Here is a 20,841-nt window from a genome sequence, read left to right on the forward strand (position 1 = left end):
GATCGACGACGACCCCTTCTGAGAGGCACCGATGAAAACGACGACCCGGGAACCGCGCGGCGACGCCCTGCGGATCGAACGGATGGACATCGCGTACGGCGACGCCGAACCCGTTGTCCGGGACGTCGACCTGCGGGTCGGCTCGGGGGAGATCGTCGGCGTGATCGGCGAGTCCGGGAGCGGGAAGTCGAGCGTGGCCCTCGCCTCGCTCGGCTTGCTCCCGGACTCGGCCTCGATCCTCGTTGACCGGATGGAGGTCGCCGGCCAGGACGTCACCGGCCTCGACGAACTCGCGTGGTGCGACCTCCGGGGCCGGTCCGCCGGCATGGTGTTCCAGGAGCCGATGACCGCGCTCAACCCCTGCGTCCGGGTCGGCGCCCAGATCGCCGAAGTGCTCCGCATCCACGGCCTGGCTGACGCGGCCGCGGCTCGGGAGCGCGCACTCGAACTCCTCCGGCTCGTGCGGATGCCGGACCCCGAGCGCCGGCTCCGCTCCTACCCGCACCAGCTGTCCGGCGGGCAGCGGCAGCGAGTCGTCATCGCGATCGCGATGGCCGCGTCGCCCGCGCTGCTCGTCGCAGACGAGGCGACGACCGCACTCGACGTCACCGTGCAGGCGCAGATCCTGGAGCTCCTCCGCGCGCTCCGGGACGACACCGGCGTCGGGGTGCTGTTCATCAGCCACGACCTCGGGGTGATCGGGCAGCTCTGCGACCGCATCGCCGTGATGTACCGCGGCCGGGTCGTCGAGACCGGACCGGCGGCCGAGGTCCTCGGTGCCCCGTCGCACCCGTACACGAAGGCGCTGCTCGGCAGCATCCCGACCCGGGCCACCCCTGCCCGTTCCCCGCTGGCGGTCATCGACCGAGCAGCGCTCGAGGAGGCGATCGCATGAGCGACCCGAACCCGTCCGTCACCACGACACCGACCGTGCAGGTCGCCGCCCGCGGCCTCGTGCAGGAGTTCGGCCACGGTGGCCACCGCTTCCGAGCCCTCGACGGCGTCGACCTCGAGATCCGGCGGGGCGAGACGCTCGGGCTCGTCGGCGAGTCCGGCTGTGGCAAGAGCACCCTCGCCCGGGCGCTCATGCTGATGCGCCGCCCGACCGGGGGGAGCGTCGAGTTCGACGGCGAGGACGTCACCCGTGCCTCCGGCGCGGACCTCCGTCGGCACCGTCGTCGGATCCGGATGGTGTTCCAGGACCCGAACGACTCGCTCGACCCCAGGTTCACCGTTGCGCAGAGCCTCGTCGAGCCCCTCCGTGCGGCGGGTGTGCTCCGGTCGACGTGGGCGGAACGTCTCCGCACCGCGATGACCGACGTCGGCCTGGACGAGTCCGCGCTCGACCGGCAACCGCACGAGTTCTCCGGAGGGCAGCGGCAGCGGATCGCGATCGCACGTGCCATCGTCGTCGAGCCCGAGTTCGTCGTCCTCGACGAGCCGACCTCGGCGCTCGACGTCTCGGTGCAGGCGCAGGTGCTCAACCTCCTGGTGGACCTGCAGGAGCGCACCGGCATGACGTACCTGTTCATCTCGCACAACCTCGCGGTGGTCCACCACGTGGCCCACCGGATCGCGGTCATGCAGCAGGGCCGGGTCGTTGAACTCGGGACCGGTTCCCAGGTGATGGACGACCCACAGCACCCCTACACGGCGACCCTGCTGGACGCCGTGCCCGAGCTCTACCGCGTCTGAGGGGCATCGTGCTCGCCGCCGTCTTCACCGCCCCGCGCGACATCGTCGCCGAGGCCGTTCCCGACCCCACCCTGCTCGCCCCGACCGACGCGATCGTCCGGGTCGAGGTCACCTGCGTCTGCGGGTCCGACCTCTGGTACTACCGCGGCGAGAGTCCGCGCGCGCCCGGACAGCGGAACGGCCATGAGTTCGTCGGCGAGGTCGTCGAGGTCGGGCCCGACGTCACCGGGCTCCGTGCGGGGGACTTCGTCATCGCCCCCTTCCGGTGGAACGACGGTACGTGCGGTCCCTGCATCGACGGGTTCCCGTCTGCCTGCCGGTCCGGCGGGATCTGGGGGCAACCCGGGGCCGACGGTGCGCAGGGCGAGTACGTCCGCGTCCCGTTCGCCGCGGCGACACTGGTCCGGGTCGACCGTCCCGCACCCGAGATGCTCCCGCACCTGCTGACCCTGTCCGACGTGCTCGCCACCGGGCACCACGCCGCCGTCTCCGCCGCGGTCCGTCCGGGCAGCACCGTCGCGGTGATCGGCGACGGCGCCGTCGGGCTCTGCGGGGTGGCCGCCGCCCGTCGCCTCGGCGCGGAACGCGTCATCGCCCTCAGTCGTGCGGAGCACCGGCAGGAGCTCGCCCGGCGGCTCGGCGCCACGGACGTCGTCGCCGAGCGGGGCGACGCTGCCGTCGAGGCGGTCGCGGAACTCACCGCCGGTCGCGGTGTCGACTCGGTGCTCGAGTGCGTCGGCACCGGGCAGGCGATGACCACCGCGTTCGGCATCGCACGCCCCGGCGGCCAGATCGGGTTCGTCGGTGTCCCGCACGGCAGCGCGGTCGACATCGGCCGGATGTACGCCACGAACGTCGGGCTCCGCGGTGGGCTCGCACCCGTCCGCGCGTACATCGACGAACTCCTGCCCGACGTGCTCGACGGCACCCTCACGCCGGGCATCGTCTTCGACAGCACGTTCGCCCTGGCCGACATCGCCGAGGCCTACCGGGCGTCCGACGAGCGCGAGACCGTGAAGGCACTGATCACCGTCGGCGCATGACCGCCCGCCAGATCTGGTTCGGGCGGAGCGGCGGCCCGCCGAGCGGCTCCCGATCCGCGCCCGGCGCACGGAAGCCGTCGAGCATCAGGTCGACCCAGCGGCGGTGCAGCTCCGGCGCGACGTCGCCGAACGTCTCGATCGTGCGGGCCATCGAGAGCTGCACCACGGCGACGTCCTCGAGCGCGGCATCGGCCCGGACCGCGCCGGCGTCCTGCGCTCGGCGGAAGAGCGACTCCAGCCCCGCCTGGATCTCGGCGCGCAGGGCGAGCAGCGTCGGGGCGCCGGTGAACCGCGTCGTCATGAGCTCGCTGAAGCCCTCGCGCCGGGCCTCGATGTCGGCGGTCCGCCGGATGAAGGTCGCGAAGCCCGCCCACGGGTCGTCCTCCGAGCGCGCGAGGCACTCCCGCATCAGGTCGAGGACCTCTTGCAGGGGTGCCTGCAGGACGGCTTCCCAGAGGGCGGCGCGCTCCGGGAAGTGCCGGTAGAGCGTGGCGTTGCCGACTCCGGCAGCAGCGGCGATCGGTTCCAGCGGGGCGTCGAGGCCGCGTTCGGCGAAGGCGGTGCACGCCGAGTCGACGATGGCGGCCCGGTTCCGGAGCACGTCCCGCCGCGGTGCCCGTGGTGTCGTCTCGCTCACGATCGGAGTGTACGACCGCGATCCGGGAATACGGGGAGTGCTGTCCGGATTGAAGCGGAGACAACTGTCCGTTTCATCTGGAGTCCCCCGTGCACATCGCAGCCGTCATCCTGTCCCTCGTCCTCGCCGTCGCCATGCTCGGATCCGGGGTGATGAAGCTCGTCGGGGCCGCCCAGATGCGCGCGAACATGGCCACGGTCAACGTGACCCCCGGCCAGATGCGCGTGCTCGGGGTGCTCGAGGTCCTCGCCACCATCGGGCTCGTCGTCGGCCTGTGGGTCCCGGCGCTCGGGATCGCCGCCGCGATCGGTGCGGTCATCTACTTCGCCGGTGCGATCGTCGCCCACCTGCGTGCGCACGACAAGGGCCTGCAGGGCGCAGCCGTCCTGCTCGCCGTGTCGGTCGCGACCCTGGTGGTGCTGCTGCTCGCGCTCTGATCCCACCCTGCGGTGGCCGTCCGTCAGCGCCGCACGCGGTAGCGGAGCGCCACCGCACCGGTGGCGAAGGTCCGCGTGTCGAGCAGCTCGAGGTCGACCTGGCGTTGCGTCGGCGGGAAGTACGGGATCCCGCCGCCGACCAGCACCGGGGAGACGCGGACGCGGTACTCGTCGATCAGCCCGAGCTCGGCGGCCGCTGCCGCGAGGGTCGCGCCGCCGATCGCGATGTCGCCGTCGCCCGGCTCCGCACGCAGCCGTTCGATCTCCTCCGCGAGGCCGACCGTCGCCAGCCGGGTGTTGCTCGCGTCGACGCTCGACAGCGTCCTCGAGAACACCACCTTCGGCAACGCGTTCCAGAGGTCCGCCCACTCGCGCTCGGCGTCGTCCCACGACGCCGCCTGCTCCGGGTCCTCCCAGTAGACCATCGTCTCGTGCAGCCGCCGTCCGAGCAGGTGCACGTCGATCCCGCGGATCTCGTCGATCGAGGCGCGGAACTCCTCCGCGTCCGGCGCACCCCAGTCGAACCCACCGTCCGGCCCCACGATGTAGCCGTCGAGCGTCATCCCCATCGAGTACGTGACCAGCTTCATGGGGCGGAACCTACGCCCGCGATGCGCTCCGCGCACCTTCCTGGACCCGCACGCACCGCCGCGTGCCTACCGTCCCGCTCGTACCACGGACGAGCACCACCGACGAGAGGAAGCACCATGGCAACAGGAGTCGCAGCAGTCTGGGTCCCGGTCACCGACATGGGACGCGCCGTCGCGTTCTACCGGGACACGCTCGGGCTGGAGGTCACGAGCGAGTCCGACGACTGGAGCGAGATCGACGCGAACGGCCTGCGCATCGGGCTGAACGGCCGCGAGTCGGCCGGCCCCGCGCAGGACGGCGGCGCGGTCGTGTCGTTCCAGCCGGACGGCAGCATCGAGGACGAGGTCGCCGGACTCAAGGAACGCGGTGCGGACATCCAGGGCGAGATCAGCGAGCACCCCTGGGGGAAGATCATCCCCTTCAAGGACAGCGAGGGCAACGACCTGCAGCTGTACGCACCGCCGGCGAGCTGACGCACGGGCCGACCGGGCTGCGCGGGCAGCAGGGGCCGCGCATCAGCGCGTGCTCCAGAAGTTGATCGTGCGGCTCTGGTCGGCGGACATCACCACCGTGTGCGACGAGGCGCGATCTGCCACCGGCCGGCTGCCCTCGCCGCCGTACCAGTACGACACGTCCTTCCGCTGGCTCGGCGACCAGCCGACGACCTCGACCTTGTAGCGACCGGCACTCAGCACGACACCGAACAGGCCACCACGGCCCGGCGTCCAGTACGTCATCGTGGTGTCGAAGGTGCTGCCGATGGACTCCCCGTAGACGTGCACCCGGGCGTTCGTGAAGTCGGTGTCGAGCTGCGGGTTGACGATCGCAGCGAGGGAGACGCCCTGGGTCGCGCTGCCGTCGATCCCGTCCACGACGGTCTCGGTCCGCCCGACCGCCTGGTGCGCGACCCGGACGTAGGTCCGCTCGGCGGTGCTGCCCGGGTCGCGGTGGAAGCCCCACGACAGGCTGCGGAGCGCCGGCCACGAGTCGAGTGTCTCGTCGTGCGCGTTCACCTGCACGCTGTAGTCGTCGCTCGGCAGCCCGTGCACCCAGTAGTGCCCGTCGGGTGCGGTCACGGTGCGCTTGACCGTGCCGGTGTTCCAGCCGCGGACGACGACGGCTGCGCCGGACAGGTCCGCGCCGTAGGGGTTGTGTGCGGTGCCGCCGATGGACGCACCGCGTCGGACGACCAGGACCACCGCGTCGTGACTGCCGGGCGCGACGACGACCCCGGTGCGCTCGGCCGGGATGACGTCGTCGAAGCCGTACGAGCCCTCGCGCTCACCGTGGAGCGTCCAGGTGCCCGCCGGCACGTCCTCGAACGTCAGCCGTCCGCGCTGGTCGCTCGTCGCCGAGGCCTCGGTCGAGCCGTCGGCAGCGCGGAGGTCGACGGCGACGCCCTCCATCGCGAGCGGTTGCTTGTCCGGGTCGGTGAGCATCACGGTGAGCGCTCCGTCCGCCGGTGCGGCCGTCGCTGCGGTGGCCGGCGCGACGAGCACCCCGATCAGTGTCATCGCGGTCGTGATCCCGACCGTCGTCCATCGTCGTGCGGTCATGGCAGGGCCCCTGATCCCTCGCGGGGTCACCCCTGGCCCCGGTAGGTGGAGCGTAGTCGTGCGCCCCCGCGCGTGCTCGCCCCCACCCGCTACCGTTGGCGGCATGGTGACGGCGGGGGAGACGCAGGACGACTGGTCGCGGCTGCCGGTCGGGCGCCGCGAGTACCGGCAGGACGCCCTGCTCGCCGCGGCGCTGGCCCTCGGGATGGCGGTGTCGACGATCCTCTACGGGTCCACGGGCTTCTACGACGAGCTCGCCCCGTGGTGGGTCTCCGTGCTCCTCGTGCTGGCGAACACGGCACCGCTCGCGCTCCGCCGCCGGTTCCCGATGACCGTCGCCGTGGTGGTCGCCCTGACGTTCGCGGCGATGCAGGTCCTGCACGTGCCGGAGCTCTTCTTCAACAACTTCACGCTCTTCATCGCGCTGTACACGGTGGGGGCGTGGTGCTCGGACCGGCTGCGTGCCGAGATCGTCCGGTGGGTCGTCATCGCCGGCATGTTCGTGTGGCTGTTCCTCGCGATCTCGTTCAGCTGGTCGGTGCCGAGCGCGCTGCCGAACGACGGGGACGGCCTGGTGTCGCCCGTCATCGCGAACTCGCTGATGTCGATCATCATCAACCTGGTCTACTTCGGTGCCGCCTGGTACTCCGGCAACCGGGCATGGGCCTCCGCGGTGGCGAAGCACGCGCTGGCCGAGCGCACCGCCGAACTCGCGGTCGAACGGGAACGGAACGCGGTGCAGGCCGTCGCGCTCGAGCGGGTCCGCATCGCCCGCGAACTCCACGACGTCGTCGCCCACCACGTGTCGCTGATGGGCGTGCAGGCCGGGGCGGCGCGGCGGGTGCTCGAGCGCGACCCGGCCCAGGCGGCCACCTCCCTCGGCGTCGTCGAGGACAGCGCCAGGACCGCGGTCGAGGAACTCCGGAAGATGCTCGGCACGCTGCGCGAGGACGACCGCGACGTCGACGGCAGCACGGTCGACGCCCCGAGTACCGAGGGGCTCGCGCGGATCGCCGAGCTCGCCACCGCCGCGACCGCTGCGGGTCGCCGGGCCGAGTACACCGTCGTCGGGGACGAACGCCCGGTCCCGCCGACCGTCGCGACCGTCGCGTTCCGCATCGCGCAAGAGGCCGTGACCAACGTCCTGAAGCACGCCGGTCCGGACGCGCGCGCCGACCTGCGACTGCGGTACCTGCCGGACGCGGTGGAGGTCGAGGTGACCGACACCGGGATCGGGAGTCGAGCCTCCCGTCCGCCGTCCGGAGACGGGACCGACCGGAGCCGCGGTGGCGGACTCGGCCACGTCGGGATGCGCGAACGCGTGGCTGCCGTCGGTGGCCGCATCGAGATCGGGCCCCGCGCCCGGGGAGGGTACCTGGTGCGCGCATGGCTGCCGACCCCGTGACCATCCGCGTGGTCCTCGCCGACGACCAGGACCTGGTCCGCGCCGGCTTCCGGGTCATCCTGGAGTCGGAGCCGGGCATCCGCGTGGTGGCCGAGGCCGCCGACGGCCTCGCAGCGGTCCGCGCGGTCGAGGAGCACCGTCCGGACGTGGTCTGCCTCGACGTGCAGATGCCGGGCGTCGACGGGCTCGAGGCTGCACGACGCATCACCGCGCTCGACGACCCGCCGCCGGTCCTCGTCCTCACGACGTTCGACAACGACGACACGCTCTTCGCGGCGCTCGATGCGGGCGCGAGCGGGTTCCTCCTGAAGAACGCATCCCCGGAGAAGCTGGTCGACGCGGTGCTCACGGTCGCCGCCGGTGACGCGCTGCTCGCGCCGGACGTGACCCGTCGCGTGATCAGCCGTGCGACCGGGTCCCAGCCGGCGGTGGTCGTCGACGACGGGCCGATCGCGGGGCTCACCGAACGCGAGACCGAGGTGCTGCGGCTGCTCGGTCGCGGGCGCAGCAACGGGGAGATCGCGCGGCAGCTGTTCGTCGGCGAGGCCACGGTGAAGACCCACGTGTCGAACGTGCTGCAGAAGCTGGGGCTCCGGGACCGCGTGCAGGCGGTGGTCTGGGCGTACGAGCACGGGGTGGTCCGGTCCGGCGAGTAGCCCGCGTCTCCGCCTCGGGACGGAGGCCCGGTGCCCGTCCGGCGCGGGAGGTCCCCGCCGCGGTTCCTCCGTAGCGTCGGTGGTGCGGTGGGAGAGCCCACCGCCGAGAGGGGAAGACCTGATGCTCAGCATCGACGGGGTGACGAAGCACTTCGGCGACCGGCGGGTGCTCGACGACGTCGCCTTCACGGTCGGCCGCGGCCGGCTCACCGGGTTCGTCGGCGGCAACGGCGCCGGCAAGACCACGACCATGCGGATCATGCTCGGCGTGCTCGACGCCGACAGCGGCACGGTCTCCATCGACGGCCAGGCCATCGGCCCCGCCGACCGCCGCCGCTTCGGGTACATGCCCGAGGAACGCGGTCTCTACCCGAAGATGCCCGTCGCCGAGCAGGTCACGTACCTGGCGCGCCTGCACGGCGTCGACCGTCGGGCCGCGGCGGCGCGGACCGCCGAGCTGCTGGAACGCCTCGAGCTCGGTGCGCACGCCGACGACCCGGTGGAGAAGCTCTCGCTCGGCAACCAGCAGCGCGTGCAGGTCGCCGCGGCGCTCGCCCACCGCCCCGAGGTGCTCGTGCTCGACGAACCGTTCTCCGGCCTCGACCCGATGGCGGTCGACACCGTGCTCGGCGTCCTCCGCGAAGCCGCCGCCGACGGGGTCCCGGTGCTGTTCTCCAGCCACCAGCTCGACGTGGTCGAGCGGCTCTGCGACGACGTCGTGGTGATCGCCGACGGCCGCATCCGTGCCGCCGGACCCCAGGACGAACTGCGCCGTGCGGCGGGTCCCGCGGCGTGGGAGCTGCTGGTCGACGGGGACGTGGCGTGGCTCCGCGACGAGCCGGGCGTGCACGTCCGGGAGTTCGACGGCGGGTACGCCGTGTTCGAGGCGTCCGGGTCCGTGGCCCAGCGCGTGCTGCAGCGGGCGGTCACCACGGGGACGGTGGGGTCGTTCGGCCCGCGGGTCCCGCGACTCAGCGAGGTCTTCCGGGAGGTCGTCCGATGAGCTCCACCACCCAGGCGGTCCGCCTCGTCACCGTCCGCGAGATCCAGGCGCGGCTCCGCAGCAAGGCCTTCGTGGTCTCGGCGCTGATCCTGCTCCTGATGGTCGTCGCGTCGATCGTCATCGGCGGCATCGTCGGCAAGTCCGCCGCCGGGAGCACCACCCCGGTCGCCGTCGTGAGCGGCGTCACCCTGCCGTCGACCGGCGGTCTCGACGTGACCGAGGTCGACGACCGTGCGGCCGCCGAGCAGCTCGTCCGGAGCGGGGACGTCGACGCGGCGATCGTGCCGGAGTCCGGTCCGCTCGGGTTCGGCGTCGTCGGGCTCGACAGCGCACCGACGGACGTCGTCCAGGCGCTCAGCGTCTCGCCGAGCGTCGAGCTCCTCGACCCGAACGCGATCGCCCCCGGGCTCGTCTCGCTCATCGGGATCGCGTTCGGCATCGTCTACTTCGCCGCGGCGGTGACGTTCGGGCAGTCCATCGCGCAGAGCGTCGTCGAGGAGAAGTCCACCAGGGTCGTCGAGATCCTGATGGCGGCGATCCCGGCGCGGGCGCTCCTGGCGGGCAAGGTGCTCGGCAGCAGCATCATGGCGCTCGGGCAGGTGGTGGCGATCGCGGTCGCGGCCGCCGTGACGCTCGCCGTGACCGGTCAGGACAACCTGTTCACGCTGCTCGGGCCGAGCATGCTCTGGTTCGTGGTGTTCTTCGCGATCGGGTTCGTGCTCGTGGCGTCGCTGTTCGCGGCCTCGGCGGCGCTGGTCTCCCGGCAGGAGGACGTCGGCAGCGTGACCACCCCGGTGATGATGCTGCTGATGATCCCGTACTTCCTGATCATCTTCGCCGCGGACAACCCCACGGTCCTCGGGATCATGTCCTACGTGCCGTTCAGTGCCCCGATCGGGATGCCGATGCGGATCTTCCTCGGGACGGCCGAGTGGTGGGAGCCGATCGTGTCCCTGCTCGTCGTGATCGCCTCGGCCGCCCTCGTCGTGGTCGTCGGTGCCCGCGTCTACGAGAACGCGCTGCTCCGCACCGGCGGCCGGGTCAAGCTGGCTGACGCGATGCGGCGCTGACCGGCTCGGTCGGTGCCTGGGCCGTCCCGGCCGCGACCACGTCGGCGGGGACGGTCACGGTCCGTCCGGTCCGCACCGACTCCTGTGCCGCCAGCACGATCGACAGCGTCCGCAGCCCCACCCGCACGTCGGGCTGGGGCTGCACGCCCGTCCGGACCGCGTCGATGAACGTGCCGAGCATCGCCTGGTCGAAGTCGGCGCCGTAGCGGGACTCGATCGGCAGCCCGGTCTCCGCCGCGATCCCGTGCGCGGCCGCCCCGAAGAAGTCGAGCGACACCGTGCCACCCGTCCCCGCGACGTCGAGCGTGAGCCCGCCCCACACCGGCGACGTGTCCGGCTTGCTCCACGAGCAGTCGATCGCGGCCACCACGCCGTTGTCGTACGTGATGGTGACGAGCCCGGCGGTCTCGGCCCGGGCACGTGTCGCGTGCAGGGTGCGGTTCGCGATCGCCGTGACGGTGACGGGAGCCGCCCCCATCAACCCCTCGAGCATGTCCGCGATGTGCACGACGTGGTCGACGATCGCGCCACCGCCGCTCAGCGCCGGGTCGGTGAACCAGTCGCGGGTCAGGGGCAGCATGCCGTTGTTCGCGCCGCGGACCGAGAACAGCTGCCCGAGCGCGCCGGAGTCGTGCGCGGCGCGGAGCTTGCCGAACGCCGAGGCGAAGCGGACCGGGAACGCGACCATGAGCATCACCCCGGCCGCCTCGACCGCGTCCCGCATGGCGATGCCGTCCTCCCACGTCGTGGCGAGCGGCTTCTCGCAGAGGACGTGCGCGCCGGCCGCTGCCGCCAGCTCGACGAGCTCACGGTGGCGGGCGTTCTCACTGGTGACCACGACGGCGTCGGGCTGCCATGCGAGGAGGTCCTGGTACGACTCCGCGTAGTCGACGCCGAGCGCGACGGCGAGGTCGCGGCCGCGCAGCTCGACGACGGAGTCGCCGGTGCTGACACCGTCCGGGTCCGAGCCGCGCACCTCCACGCCGGGCATCGCGGCGAGGGCGGCGAGGTAGCCGATCGCGTGGGTGTGGGCGAACGACATCACGGCGACGCGGAGGGCGCTCATGCGGACACCTCCGCAGCGACCTCGAGCCGCACCGGTTGCCCGGTCTCCAGGGACGCCAGCGCCGCGTTCGCGATCCGCACCGCCTCGACCCCGTCCGCCGCGCTCACCCGGGGGGCGTCCCCGCCGGCGAACGCCCCGAGGAACTCCTGCAGCTCCAGCCCGTACGGGTCGTCCGCCGGGTCGACCTGCGGCAGGAAGCCGTCGACCGCCTCCGGCGACGCGAGGTCCGCGACGTAGTCCTGCTCGTCACGTGAGCGGTGCGACAGGCTGCCGCCGGTCCCCGTCACCGAGTACTCGGTCGAGAACGCCAGGTGCTGCGGCCCCCAGATCCCGGCGACGTGGCTGATCGCCCCGGAAGCGTGGGTGAGGAGGACGTGCGCCGCCTCGACGGGCTCCGCGTCCGTGCCGGTGCGCACGCCGACGGCCGACACGGTCGTCACCTCGCCGGCGACCCAGCGTGCGATGTCCAGGTCGTGGATCATCTGGTCCATCACGATGCCGCCGGAGAGCGCACGGTCGGCGAACCAGGGGGTGCGGGTCGGGAAGGCGCCGGACCGCACGAACCGCAGGACGGCCAGATCGCCCAGGAGGCCACTGGTCACGGCCTCCTTGAGGCGCACGTACGCGGGGAAGAAGCGGACGACGTGGGCCGGGTAGAGCTGTCGGCCCGCGTCCCGCGCACGGTCCAGCAGGTCCGCGGCGTCGGCGTCGGTGCGCGCGAGCGGCTTCTCGGACACCACGTCCTTGCCCGCGGCGAGTGCGGCGCGCACCACCTCGGCGTGCGCGAACGTCGGCGTCACGACGTCCACCACGTCGACGACGTCGAGCAGCGCCCCGAGCGAGTCCACGACCGTGATCGAGGAGCCGTCCGCTTCCGCTTCCGCAGCGAACGCCGCGGCCAGCTCGGGGGCGCCGTCCTGGGCGTACACGGTGACCGGGCCGAGGCGGAGCAGACCGGGCATGTGCGCGTACGCGATGCCGCCGGCGCCGACGAGGCCGATCCGGGGAGGGGTGTCGGACATCAGGACTCCTTCACGGGGTGCGGTTGGACGGGGGTGCCGACGAGCAGCGCGGCGCCGGCGAGTCCGGCACCCGCCCCGACGAGCGACTGCTCGATGCTGGGGACCGGTCGCCAGCCGAGTCGTTCGGCGACGCCGGTGCGAAGCGGGGCGAGGAGGCGTTCGCCGGCCTCGCCGAGTCCGCCGCCGATGACGACGGCGCTCGGGTCGAGCACGGCGGTGAGCATCACGACCCCGGTGGCGAGGGCGTCGATCGCCTCGGCCCAGACCCGCGTCGCGACGGGGTCCGTGCCGACGAGCTCCACGACCTCGCGGGTGCTGGCCGCGAGGGCGCCGCCCGCCTCTCGGTAGCGGCGGAACACGTTGCCCGCGGAGGCGTACACCTCGACGCAGCCGCGCTGGCCGCACGTGCACAGCTCGCCGCCCGGGACGACCGGGACGTGCCCGAACTCGCCGGCACCGCCGGTGGCGCCGTGCACGATCGTGCCGCCGGTGAAGATCGTCGCCGCGATGCCCGTGCCGATCGGGATGAACACGAACTCGTCCACGGACTTGTCCGCCGCGCTCCTGGCGGCCTGTTCGGCGCGGGCGGCCGCGCGGGCGTCGTGCTCGAGCGCGACGGGCACGCCGAACCGGTCGGCGAGGAGCTCGGCGACGGGCAGGTCGACCCACCCGAGGTTCACCGCGAGCACGACACGGCCGGCTGCGGCGTCGACGAGCCCCGGGGAGCAGAGCCCGATGCCGGTGACGGCGCGGCCGGTGCGATCGGCGCTCGCCGCCAGGCGGTCGACGAGTCCGACGACGGCGGCGAGCGCGGGGCCCCCGGCGTCGGCGGTGGCCCCGGGGCCGCTCGTCGACGCGGCCGCGTCGGACGGTGCCCGGACCGGGAACGTCGGCACGGTCGCCCGGTCGAGCACGGTGCCGTCGGCGTCGAAGAGCGCGCCCTTCACGGTGGTCCCGCCGATGTCGACGGCGACGACGGCCATCAGCCGACCTCGGCCAGGACGCCCCTGCGGGCGAGCTCGTCGATCCGTGCGGGTGCCAGGACCTCGTCGAGGGCCAGGACGACCCCGCCCCGGATCCCGGCGTCCCGCGGCGCACGGCTGGCCCGGACCTCGAGGTCGTCGGCGACGAGCGGCAGGCACATGCGGTACAGCTCGCTGCGGATGGCCGCGACGAGCGGGGGCGAGGCGGACATCGCGCCGGCCAGCACGACCTCTCGCGGGTTGAAGAAGTTGGCGATCCCGGCCAGGACGCGGCCGATCAGCTCCCCGGCGGCGCGGAGCTCCTCGACGACCGCGGCGTCGCCCTGCGCCCCGAGCCGGAGCAGGTCCCCGGTGGTGCCGACGTCGTGCCCTGCGGCCCGCAGCCGTGTGGCGATCGCGCCGCCGGACGCCACCGACTCCAGGCAGTTCGGGACGCCGCACGTGCAGCCGATCGCGGAGACGCCGTCGACGGACGTGTGCGAGACCTCACCGGCAGCGCCGCCGACGCCACGGTGCAGGCGACCGCCGGCGATCACCCCACCGCCGATCCGGGTGCCGAGCTTCACGGCGACGAGCTGCGAGCACTCCGGGGGCAGGGTGTCGGAGCGCTCGGCGAGGGCGATCAGGTTCGCGTCGTTCTCGACCAGGACGGGTGCGTCCGTGTGCTCCTGGAACAGGGCACCGAGGGCGGCGTCGTGCCAGGACGGCTCGAACGCCGGCGTGACGATCCGGCCGCTCGGGTACGCGACCGGTGCCGGGACCCCGATCGCCGCGCCGCGGAAGTCCGCCATCGGCAGGTCGGCGTCCTCGGCGAGCTGCACGAAGCGTCGCCAGAGTTCGGCGACCGCGGCAGCCGGTCCGTCGGCGCGGGGGAGCGGTTCGGAGACGCCGGTGTCGTCCGTGTCGGTGATCGTGCGCCCCGCGAGGTCGCTCAGCACGATGCGGGCGTGGTTCGCGCCGAGGTCGGCGGCCGCGACGAACCCGGCGGCCCCGTCCAGCTCGAGTCGGCGCGCTCGACGACCACCGCGGGAGCCCTCGGCGCCGACCTCGTGGACGAGGCCGAGCTCGACGAGCGTGTCGACGCGCAGCCCGACGGTGGACGGCGCGAGCCCGGTGGAGCGGGCGATGGTCGATCGTGACGCGGTGTCGCCCGTCCGGATCAGCCGGAGGACGTCGCCGACCGACCCGTGGACGTGCTCGACGTCCTGGTAGAGGCGGTGGTTCATGGCGTCATGCTAACCCGCAGTTGCGTCGATGTTCGAACGAAGTAATGCAGAAATCGAGTGTTTACTTTTCGTCATCGACGGGCAACGTGTCGGAAACACGCCCTTCCTAGCGTTCATCGCAGAACGAAGGAGGCACGATGCCGAGTGCTGTCGCAGCACCACCCAGGTCGTCACTGGAGCGCAAGGAAGGTCGAGCGGGCTACGCCCTGATCGCCCCGACGAGCATCCTGCTGGCGCTGTTCTACCTGTACCCACTCGTCCAGACGGTCGGGTACTCGTTCACGAACTGGAACCCGGCGACCGGCGTCGCGGGCAGCTTCGTCGGCCTCGACAACTTCGCCGGCCTGCTGCAGGACGACGAGTTCCTGCAGGCCGCCGGCAACACCGCGCTCTACGTGGTGATCGTCGTCCCGGTCACGATGGTCCTCGGCCTGTTCTTCGCCGCACTCCTCGCCCAGCCGTTCCGCGGACGCGGGGTCTACCGCGCACTGCTCTTCGTGCCCTACATCGCCCCGATCGTCGGTAGTGCCCTCATCTTCAGCTTCATCCTGTCGCCGCTCGGCGGCCTGGTGAACGGCGTCATCACCGCGCTCGGCGGTCCGCCCATCGGCTTCCTCAACTCCGAACCGTGGGCGCTCGTCAGTGTCATGGTGTTCTCGGTCTGGCAGGGCGTCGGCTACGCGATGATCATCTACTCCGCCGCGCTCACGAACATCCCGGCCAGCTACCACGAGGCCGCGACGCTCGACGGCGCCGGCCCGGTCCGCCGCTTCTTCACGATCTCGCTGCCCCTGGTGGCGCCGACGACCGGCTTCCTCGCGGTGACCGGCGTGATCAGCGCGCTGCAGGTCTTCACCCAGGTCTACGTCCTCACGCAGGGCGGCCCGCTCGGGTCGACCGAGACGATCCTCTACTACATCTACCAACAGGGCTTCGTCTTCTTCCACGGTGGCTCCGCGAGCGCGGCGGCCGTGGTCCTGCTCCTCGTCGGCATCATCGTCGCCGTCATCCAGCTGCGGTTCATCAACCGCCGCGACCCCATCGAGCTGACCTAGGAGGCCGACGTGACCCAGATCGAAGCCGACGCCCCCACCGGCAACGTGCCCAGAGCCTCCCGTCCGGTTCCGACCGGGGCGACCCGACCACCGCTGCGCCGCCGGCCGCTGCGTGCGCGCTGGCGGAAGACCAGTCCGGCGGTCCTCCGCCACCTCATCCTGATCGTCGCGGTCGTGGTGTTCTTCGGCCCGTTCCTCTGGATGGTGCTGACGAGCTTCAAGTCCTCGGCCGAAGCGCTCTCGTTCCCGCCGACGTTCTTCCCGCGGGAATGGCGGTTCGACAACTACACGCAGGTGTTCGAGGTCGCGCCGTTCGGGATCTACTACCTCAACTCCACCATCGTCGCGGTGCTCACCACGGCCGGACAGATCGTCACGAGCCTCGCCGCCGGGTTCGCGTTCTCCCGGTTGCACTTCCCCGGCAAGAACATCGTGTTCGTGATCCTGCTCGCCGCGCTCCTGGTGCCGTTCGAGGTGGTGTTCACCCCGCTCATCAGCCTGCTGTCCTCGCTCGGCTGGCTGGACAGCTACCAGGGGTTGATCGTGCCGAACATCCCCTCGATCCTCGGGGTGTTCCTGTTCCGGCAGTTCTTCACGTCGTTCCCCGCCGAGATCGAGGACGCCAGCCGGGTGGACGGCGCCGGGGTCTGGCGGCGGATGTGGTCCGTCGTGGCCCCGATGGCGACGCCGATGATCGGGTCCTTCGCGGTCCTGTCGTTCGTCTACAACTGGAACAACTTCTTCTTCCAGTTCCTCGTCGCCTCGAAGACCGAGTTCTTCACCGTCTCCGTCGGCTTGACGCAGCTGCAGTCCGCGAACGCCGCGGAGAGCTTCAACCTGCTGATGGCCGGCTCCACCCTGGCGATCCTGCCGGTGTTCATCGTGTTCCTGGTCTTCCAGAAGCAGATCGTGTCGGCGATGGCCGGCGGTCTGCGCTGAAGCGCACCACACCCTGCACCACACCCCTCCCCAGCGGTCCGGAAAGGACATCCCATGCGTTCACGAATGCTCGGCGTGGCAGCACTCGCCATCGGCGCCGCCGTCACCCTGTCGGCCTGCGCCGGCGGTTCGGTCACCGGCAACAGCGGCGACTCCGACGGCAAGACCCAGATCACCGTGTGGCACAACTACACCGGCGACCAGGCGAAGGAGGCCAAGAAGCTCATCGAGGAGTACAACGACTCGCAAGACAAGGTCGAGGTCACCGCGCAGTACGCCGCGCAGAGCGACCAGTTCGACGCGAAGCTCATCAACGCGCTGAAGAACGACACCGGTCCGAACATGGTCCTCGGCGACAGCACGCCGCAGAAGATCGGCCAGGTCGTCGAGACGGGCAAGGTCGTGCCGCTGGAGAAGTACCTCTCCGCCAGTGACTCCAAGATCACCACCGACAGCTTCACCGAGGGCATGCTCGCCACCGGCAAGTTCGAGGGCAAGACCTACACGCTCCCGACGGACATCGGCGACTACGCCGTCGTCTACAACAAGGACATGTTCAAGGCCGCCGGCATCACCGACACCCCGACCACCTGGGCCGAGCTGCAGGACGACGCGAAGAAGCTCACGAAGGGCACCACGCAGTACGGGATGTACCTGCCGATCGGCACCGGTGAGTGGCCCGTGTTCACGTACCAGTCGATGCTCTGGAGCGCCGGCGGCGAGTTCATGAACGAGGACAACACCAAGGTCGAGTTCAACAGCGACGCCGGTGTGACCGCGCTGAAGGCCTGGACCGACATGCTCGAGGACGGCTCGGCGTACCCGCAGTCGCTGATGACGTCGACGTCGAACGGCGGCACGCCCGCCATGACGGCGAAGAAGGCCGCGATGGCGATCACCGGCGCGTACGACCTCGGCACCCTCGACGAGGCGCTCGGCAAGGACAGCGTCGGCGTCTTCCCGCTCCCCGGCATCAAGGAGAACGCGGCGAACCTCGGCACGAACAACTCGTACCTGCTCGAGGGCTCGACGGCCCAGAAGGACGCCTCGTGGGACTTCATGCAGTGGTGGCTGAGCCCGAAGACCGAGGCGAAGTGGGACATCGCGACCGGCCTGCTCCCCGCGAACACGGCGACGAACGACGACGCCACGTGGAAGAAGCACCTCGCGGACAACCCGCGCCTGCAGGCGTTCGCGGACGAGCTCGCCTACGCGAAGTCCCGGCCGTCGATCGTCGCCTACGGCGAGGTCAGTGAGGCGCTCTCGAAGGAGCTCGAGAAGGCGATGCTCCTGAAGGAGGACCCGGCGGACGCCCTCGCGACCGCGGAGAAGAAGGCGCAGGCGGTCCTGGACGCGGCCGACTGAGCCGGTCCGGTCACGCAGATGGTGACCGGACGGCGGACGGGAGGCTCGGTGCCAGCTGGCACCGGGCCTCCGTTCCGTCGCTGGTCACGTTCCGTCTCCTGCGCACGCCGCGTCTCCTCTCACGTCGCGGCGATCGCGGTCTCGCACAGCACCACCTCGTCGGTCATCGGGATCGGTCCGCCGATCCGCGGGACGCCGTCCACCCACGTCACCTCGACCCCGGCGCCGCGGAGCCCGGGAACGCTGAGGTCGATGCGCAGCAGGGGGAGGCGCAGGCCGCCGAAGACCGCGGCCAGCACGCTGTCGATGCGACCCGGCGTCGTGGCGTGGACGAAGCCGGTCTCGTCGAGGTGCACGCCCCGGGTCGCGACCTCGTACTCGCCGAAGCCGCGGCTCATCTCCCAGTCGTCCGCGATCGCGATGTGACAGATGACGGTGTCGTCCAACGGTGCTCCTCGTGTCGTGAATGAAACGGCACCGTATCATTCGCTACGCTGGGTTGCATGACCACGAAGCGCGGACGGCCGACCGCTCCCGAGCGGGCCGAGCGACTCGGACGCGTGCTGGCGGCGGCGACGACCTCCTTCGTCGAGGTCGGGTACCACGCGACGACGCTCGACGCCGTGGCCGAGGCGGCCGGGGTCACGAAGCGGACCGTCTACGCGTACGTCGGGGACAAGCCGGCGCTGCTGCACGAGGTCGTCCGACACCAGCACGCGTACCAGGACGTCCCGGCGCCGGACCCCCGTGCAGCCGGGGTGGCCGTGTGCCGCGCGCTCTTCGGCGACCGGGCGATCGGGTTGCAGCGTGCGGTCCTCGCCGTGGCGTTCGAGCAGCCGGAGATCGCCGCCGACTTCTACGCGACGGGGCCCGAGGCGGCGCAGCGGTGGCTCGCCGGACACCTCGACGGCGACGTCGTGCGGGCCGAGCGGCTCTTCACGCTCCTGCTCGGCGAGCCGCACCGCCGCCGGTTGCTCGGGCTCGAACCGGCGCCGACCGAGGAGTGGATCGACCGCCACGTCGCGGCCGTGCTCACCGGGTGACGCCTCAGTCGTGCTGGTCGGCCTCCACCGCCGCGCTCAGCCGCTCCAGCACGTCGGGGACGGCCGAGCGGACGCGGCTCCAGCTCGGGATGAACGGCTTGTCGTTCGGGCGGGCGGTGAAGGCCGTGCCGGCGTCGAGGACCGCCTGCGTGAAGAGCTCGACCGCGGCCTCCTCCGCGTGCTGGTCGAACCCGAGGCCGTTCATCTCCGCCTCGTGCCGGTATATCTCCACGATGTCGAGCGCGTTCCGGTAGTACGTCGCCTTGAGCACCCGGAACGAGTCGGACGTCAGCGGGACGCCCATGGTCGCGAGCTTCCGGAGCAGCGACTGCACGATGTCGTTCCCCATCCGCGCGAGCCCACCGCTGCCGTCCGCCTCGGCGAGGGGCTGGTGCTTGTGGTCGTACGCGTCCGCGATCTCCACCTGGCACACCTGGCGGGTGGCGTAGTCGCGGTACACCTCGGACAGCATCCCGATCTCCAGGCCCCAGTCGCCGGGGATCTTCAGGCCGTTGAGGACGTGCGCGCGCATCGCGAACTCGCCGGAGAGCGGGTAGCGGAAGCTGCTGAGGTACTCCAGGTACTCGGACTCCCCGTAGACCTGGCGGAGCGAGCGGAGCAGCGGGCCGACCAGCAGCCGCCCGACGCGTCCGTTGATCCGGCCATCGGCGACCCGGGCGTAGTAGCCCTTCGAGAACTCGTAGTCGAACGCCGGGTTCGCCAGCGGGTACAGCATCCGGGCGAGCATGCCGCGCTCGTAGGTGGTGATGTCGCTGTCGTGCAGGGCGATGCACTCGGCGCGCTCGGACGCCAGCGCGTAGCCCGTGCAGTACCAGACGTTCCGGCCCTTGCCGGGTTCGCCGGGCGCCAGACCCTCCCGCTCGAGCTCGGCGTCGAGCTCCCGGAGTCGCGGCCCGTCGTTCCAGAGGATCCGGTGCCGCTGCGGAAGTCGCGCGAAGAACTCCCGCGCGTGCTCGAACTGCGCGCGGTCGGCCCGGTCCAGCCCGATCACGATCTCGCTGAGCCAGTCCGCATCGGCGAGCTCGTCGACGATGCGGTGCAGCGCCGGGCGCTCGAGCTCCGAGTACAGGGCGGGCAGGATCAGGCTCATCGGTCGCTTCTCCGCGAAGCGCCGGAGGTCGTCCTCAATGCTCGCAGCGCTGCGACGGCTGAGGTCGTGGAACGTCGTGATGACGCCGTTCTGGTGGAAGTCGCTCATCGGTCGCTCCTCATCGGTCGTTCCCCAGGAAGTGGGTGAGGCCCTCGGTCCACCCCTGCGGGGCCGGGGACGTGGTGCGGTGCACGCGCTCGGGTCGGTCGTCGGCGAGCGGTCCGGGTGCTGGACCGTGCCCGCGGACGACGACGGCGAGGTCGACGGCGTCGAGGAGCGCGGTGTCGTTCGGCCCGTCGCCGAGTCCGATGGTGCGCGGGGTGTTCCCGGTCCGGCGCTCGTGGTCGGCGACGAGTGTCCGGACGGCGGCGCCCTTGTCGCATCCTGCGGGCAGGACGTGCCAGAACCGGCCGCCACGCACCAGGTCGAGCCCGGCTGCCGTGAGGCCTGCGCGGAACTCGCCCGCCCGGTCGTCGTCCTCGGATCGCCAGAGCAGGACCTCGGACGCCTCGCGCCGCCGGGCGTCTGCTGCGGCCTGCACGTCGAGGCCCGTCCACGTCGCGACGATCTCGTCGGTGACGGTCGAGAACGTCTCGCAGTGCAGGTCGAGCGCGCCTCGGAGGTCGTCGAGCGCTGCCAGGAGCCGCTCGAGTCCGCCGTCCGCCGGCCCCGTGAGGGCGCGGCCGTCGTGGCCCACGACGACGGCGCCGTTCTCCGCGACGAAGGGCGAACCGACCAGCCCGGTCCGCTCCTGCAGCGCCGTGATCTCGGCAACGGTCTTGCTGCTGCAGAACACCACCGGCACGCCGTCCGCCCGGAGCCGGTCGAGCAGCGGCAGGGCCGCGTCGAACGAGTAGTCGTGGTGGTCGAGGAGCGTGCCGTCGAGGTCGGTGACGACCATCAGGTCGGGTGGTGGCATCGGTCTCCGCTCGCGGCTG

General features: G+C 71.8%; 23 protein-coding genes. 13 read left to right on the forward strand and 10 right to left on the reverse strand.

Features of this window, described 5'->3' with window-relative positions:
• Nucleotides 1–31: 31 nt before the first annotated feature.
• From EDF55_RS12515 to EDF55_RS12525, 3 genes are read left to right on the forward strand one after another with little or no spacing between them, the layout of a single operon-like run.
• Nucleotides 32–895, forward strand: coding sequence for an ABC transporter ATP-binding protein (locus EDF55_RS12515; RefSeq protein ID WP_123655270.1), 864 nt, complete (start codon nt 32–34; stop codon nt 893–895).
• Nucleotides 892–1,695 (forward strand): ABC transporter ATP-binding protein, encoded by an 804-nt coding sequence (locus EDF55_RS12520; RefSeq protein WP_123655271.1) that lies wholly within the window; start codon nt 892–894, stop codon nt 1,693–1,695. The genes EDF55_RS12515 and EDF55_RS12520 overlap by 4 nt, the downstream gene beginning before the upstream one ends.
• Before the next feature lie 8 nt (nt 1,696–1,703).
• Nucleotides 1,704–2,738 (forward strand): zinc-binding dehydrogenase, encoded by a 1,035-nt coding sequence (locus EDF55_RS12525; protein ID WP_123655272.1) that lies wholly within the window; start codon nt 1,704–1,706, stop codon nt 2,736–2,738.
• Here the strand turns inward: EDF55_RS12525 and EDF55_RS12530 are convergent.
• Entirely contained in the window at nt 2,722–3,375 is a 654-nt protein-coding gene (locus EDF55_RS12530; protein ID WP_185017371.1) for a TetR/AcrR family transcriptional regulator, read from the reverse strand. The genes EDF55_RS12525 and EDF55_RS12530 overlap by 17 nt on opposite strands.
• 89 nt (nt 3,376–3,464) lie before the next feature.
• Here EDF55_RS12530 and EDF55_RS12535 point away from each other — a divergent pair, with 89 nt between their 5' ends.
• Nucleotides 3,465–3,812 (forward strand): DoxX family protein, encoded by a 348-nt coding sequence (locus EDF55_RS12535; protein ID WP_123655274.1) that lies wholly within the window; start codon nt 3,465–3,467, stop codon nt 3,810–3,812.
• A 23-nt stretch (nt 3,813–3,835) separates the two neighbouring features.
• On the opposite strand, the gene EDF55_RS12540 is transcribed toward EDF55_RS12535, so the two are convergent.
• Nucleotides 3,836–4,402, reverse strand: coding sequence for a dihydrofolate reductase family protein (locus tag EDF55_RS12540; protein ID WP_123655275.1), 567 nt, complete (start codon nt 4,400–4,402; stop codon nt 3,836–3,838).
• A 117-nt stretch (nt 4,403–4,519) separates the two neighbouring features.
• Between EDF55_RS12540 and EDF55_RS12545 the strand changes: the two genes are divergently transcribed.
• On the forward strand, nt 4,520–4,876 hold the full coding sequence (locus EDF55_RS12545) for a VOC family protein (RefSeq protein WP_123655276.1): 357 nt from the start codon (nt 4,520–4,522) through the stop codon (nt 4,874–4,876).
• Nucleotides 4,877–4,918: 42 nt separating this feature from the next.
• On the opposite strand, the gene EDF55_RS12550 is transcribed toward EDF55_RS12545, so the two are convergent.
• Complete coding sequence (locus EDF55_RS12550; RefSeq protein ID WP_123655277.1) at nt 4,919–5,959, reverse strand: carboxypeptidase-like regulatory domain-containing protein; 1,041 nt, start codon at nt 5,957–5,959, stop codon at nt 4,919–4,921.
• Between the two features lie 103 nt (nt 5,960–6,062).
• Here EDF55_RS12550 and EDF55_RS12555 point away from each other — a divergent pair, with 103 nt between their 5' ends.
• The 4 genes from EDF55_RS12555 to EDF55_RS12570 all read left to right on the forward strand — a co-directional run bounded on the left by EDF55_RS12555 (nt 6,063) and on the right by EDF55_RS12570 (nt 10,093).
• Complete coding sequence (locus EDF55_RS12555) at nt 6,063–7,364, forward strand: sensor histidine kinase (protein ID WP_123655278.1); 1,302 nt, start codon at nt 6,063–6,065, stop codon at nt 7,362–7,364.
• Nucleotides 7,346–8,020 (forward strand): response regulator transcription factor, encoded by a 675-nt coding sequence (locus tag EDF55_RS12560; protein WP_123655279.1) that lies wholly within the window; start codon nt 7,346–7,348, stop codon nt 8,018–8,020. Before EDF55_RS12555 ends, EDF55_RS12560 begins: the two co-directional genes overlap by 19 nt.
• A gap of 121 nt (nt 8,021–8,141) precedes the next feature.
• The gene (locus tag EDF55_RS12565; RefSeq protein WP_123655280.1) at nt 8,142–9,023 is read left to right on the forward strand and encodes an ABC transporter ATP-binding protein; all 882 of its coding nucleotides are present in this window, start codon (nt 8,142–8,144) and stop codon (nt 9,021–9,023) included.
• Nucleotides 9,020–10,093, forward strand: coding sequence for an ABC transporter permease (locus EDF55_RS12570; RefSeq protein ID WP_123655281.1), 1,074 nt, complete (start codon nt 9,020–9,022; stop codon nt 10,091–10,093). The genes EDF55_RS12565 and EDF55_RS12570 overlap by 4 nt, the downstream gene beginning before the upstream one ends.
• Here EDF55_RS12570 and EDF55_RS12575 read toward each other — a convergent pair.
• From EDF55_RS12575 to EDF55_RS12590, 4 genes are read right to left on the reverse strand one after another with little or no spacing between them, the layout of a single operon-like run.
• Entirely contained in the window at nt 10,065–11,159 is a 1,095-nt protein-coding gene (locus EDF55_RS12575) for a Gfo/Idh/MocA family protein (RefSeq protein ID WP_123655282.1), read from the reverse strand. The genes EDF55_RS12570 and EDF55_RS12575 overlap by 29 nt on opposite strands.
• On the reverse strand, nt 11,156–12,181 hold the full coding sequence (locus tag EDF55_RS12580) for a Gfo/Idh/MocA family protein (RefSeq protein WP_123655283.1): 1,026 nt from the start codon (nt 12,179–12,181) through the stop codon (nt 11,156–11,158). Before EDF55_RS12580 ends, EDF55_RS12575 begins: the two co-directional genes overlap by 4 nt.
• Nucleotides 12,181–13,164 (reverse strand): ROK family protein, encoded by a 984-nt coding sequence (locus EDF55_RS12585; RefSeq protein ID WP_123655284.1) that lies wholly within the window; start codon nt 13,162–13,164, stop codon nt 12,181–12,183. Before EDF55_RS12585 ends, EDF55_RS12580 begins: the two co-directional genes overlap by 1 nt.
• The gene (locus tag EDF55_RS12590; RefSeq protein ID WP_123655285.1) at nt 13,164–14,390 is read right to left on the reverse strand and encodes an ROK family protein; all 1,227 of its coding nucleotides are present in this window, start codon (nt 14,388–14,390) and stop codon (nt 13,164–13,166) included. The genes EDF55_RS12585 and EDF55_RS12590 overlap by 1 nt, the downstream gene beginning before the upstream one ends.
• A 137-nt stretch (nt 14,391–14,527) precedes the next feature.
• Here EDF55_RS12590 and EDF55_RS12595 point away from each other — a divergent pair, with 137 nt between their 5' ends.
• From EDF55_RS12595 to EDF55_RS12605, 3 genes are read left to right on the forward strand one after another with little or no spacing between them, the layout of a single operon-like run.
• Complete coding sequence (locus EDF55_RS12595) at nt 14,528–15,445, forward strand: carbohydrate ABC transporter permease (protein WP_123655286.1); 918 nt, start codon at nt 14,528–14,530, stop codon at nt 15,443–15,445.
• Between the two features lie 9 nt (nt 15,446–15,454).
• Nucleotides 15,455–16,384, forward strand: a complete 930-nt coding sequence (locus EDF55_RS12600; protein WP_123655287.1) for a carbohydrate ABC transporter permease — start codon at nt 15,455–15,457, stop codon at nt 16,382–16,384.
• A 54-nt stretch (nt 16,385–16,438) separates the two neighbouring features.
• Nucleotides 16,439–17,749 (forward strand): ABC transporter substrate-binding protein, encoded by a 1,311-nt coding sequence (locus EDF55_RS12605; RefSeq protein WP_123655288.1) that lies wholly within the window; start codon nt 16,439–16,441, stop codon nt 17,747–17,749.
• 119 nt (nt 17,750–17,868) lie between these two features.
• Here EDF55_RS12605 and EDF55_RS12610 read toward each other — a convergent pair whose 3' ends face one another.
• Entirely contained in the window at nt 17,869–18,195 is a 327-nt protein-coding gene (locus EDF55_RS12610) for a DUF952 domain-containing protein (protein WP_123655289.1), read from the reverse strand.
• A gap of 57 nt (nt 18,196–18,252) precedes the next feature.
• Between EDF55_RS12610 and EDF55_RS12615 the strand changes: the two genes are divergently transcribed.
• Nucleotides 18,253–18,792 (forward strand): TetR/AcrR family transcriptional regulator, encoded by a 540-nt coding sequence (locus EDF55_RS12615; RefSeq protein WP_123655290.1) that lies wholly within the window; start codon nt 18,253–18,255, stop codon nt 18,790–18,792.
• Nucleotides 18,793–18,796: 4 nt separating this feature from the next.
• Here EDF55_RS12615 and EDF55_RS12620 read toward each other — a convergent pair whose 3' ends face one another.
• Complete coding sequence (locus EDF55_RS12620) at nt 18,797–20,011, reverse strand: glycosyl transferase (protein ID WP_123655291.1); 1,215 nt, start codon at nt 20,009–20,011, stop codon at nt 18,797–18,799.
• 10 nt (nt 20,012–20,021) lie between these two features.
• Nucleotides 20,022–20,822, reverse strand: a complete 801-nt coding sequence (locus EDF55_RS12625; protein ID WP_185017373.1) for an HAD-IIB family hydrolase — start codon at nt 20,820–20,822, stop codon at nt 20,022–20,024.
• Between the last annotated feature and the right edge of the window lie 19 nt (nt 20,823–20,841).

Origin of the sequence: Curtobacterium sp. ZW137, assembly GCF_003762905.1 — a bacterium.
Classification (GTDB): domain Bacteria; phylum Actinomycetota; class Actinomycetes; order Actinomycetales; family Microbacteriaceae; genus Curtobacterium.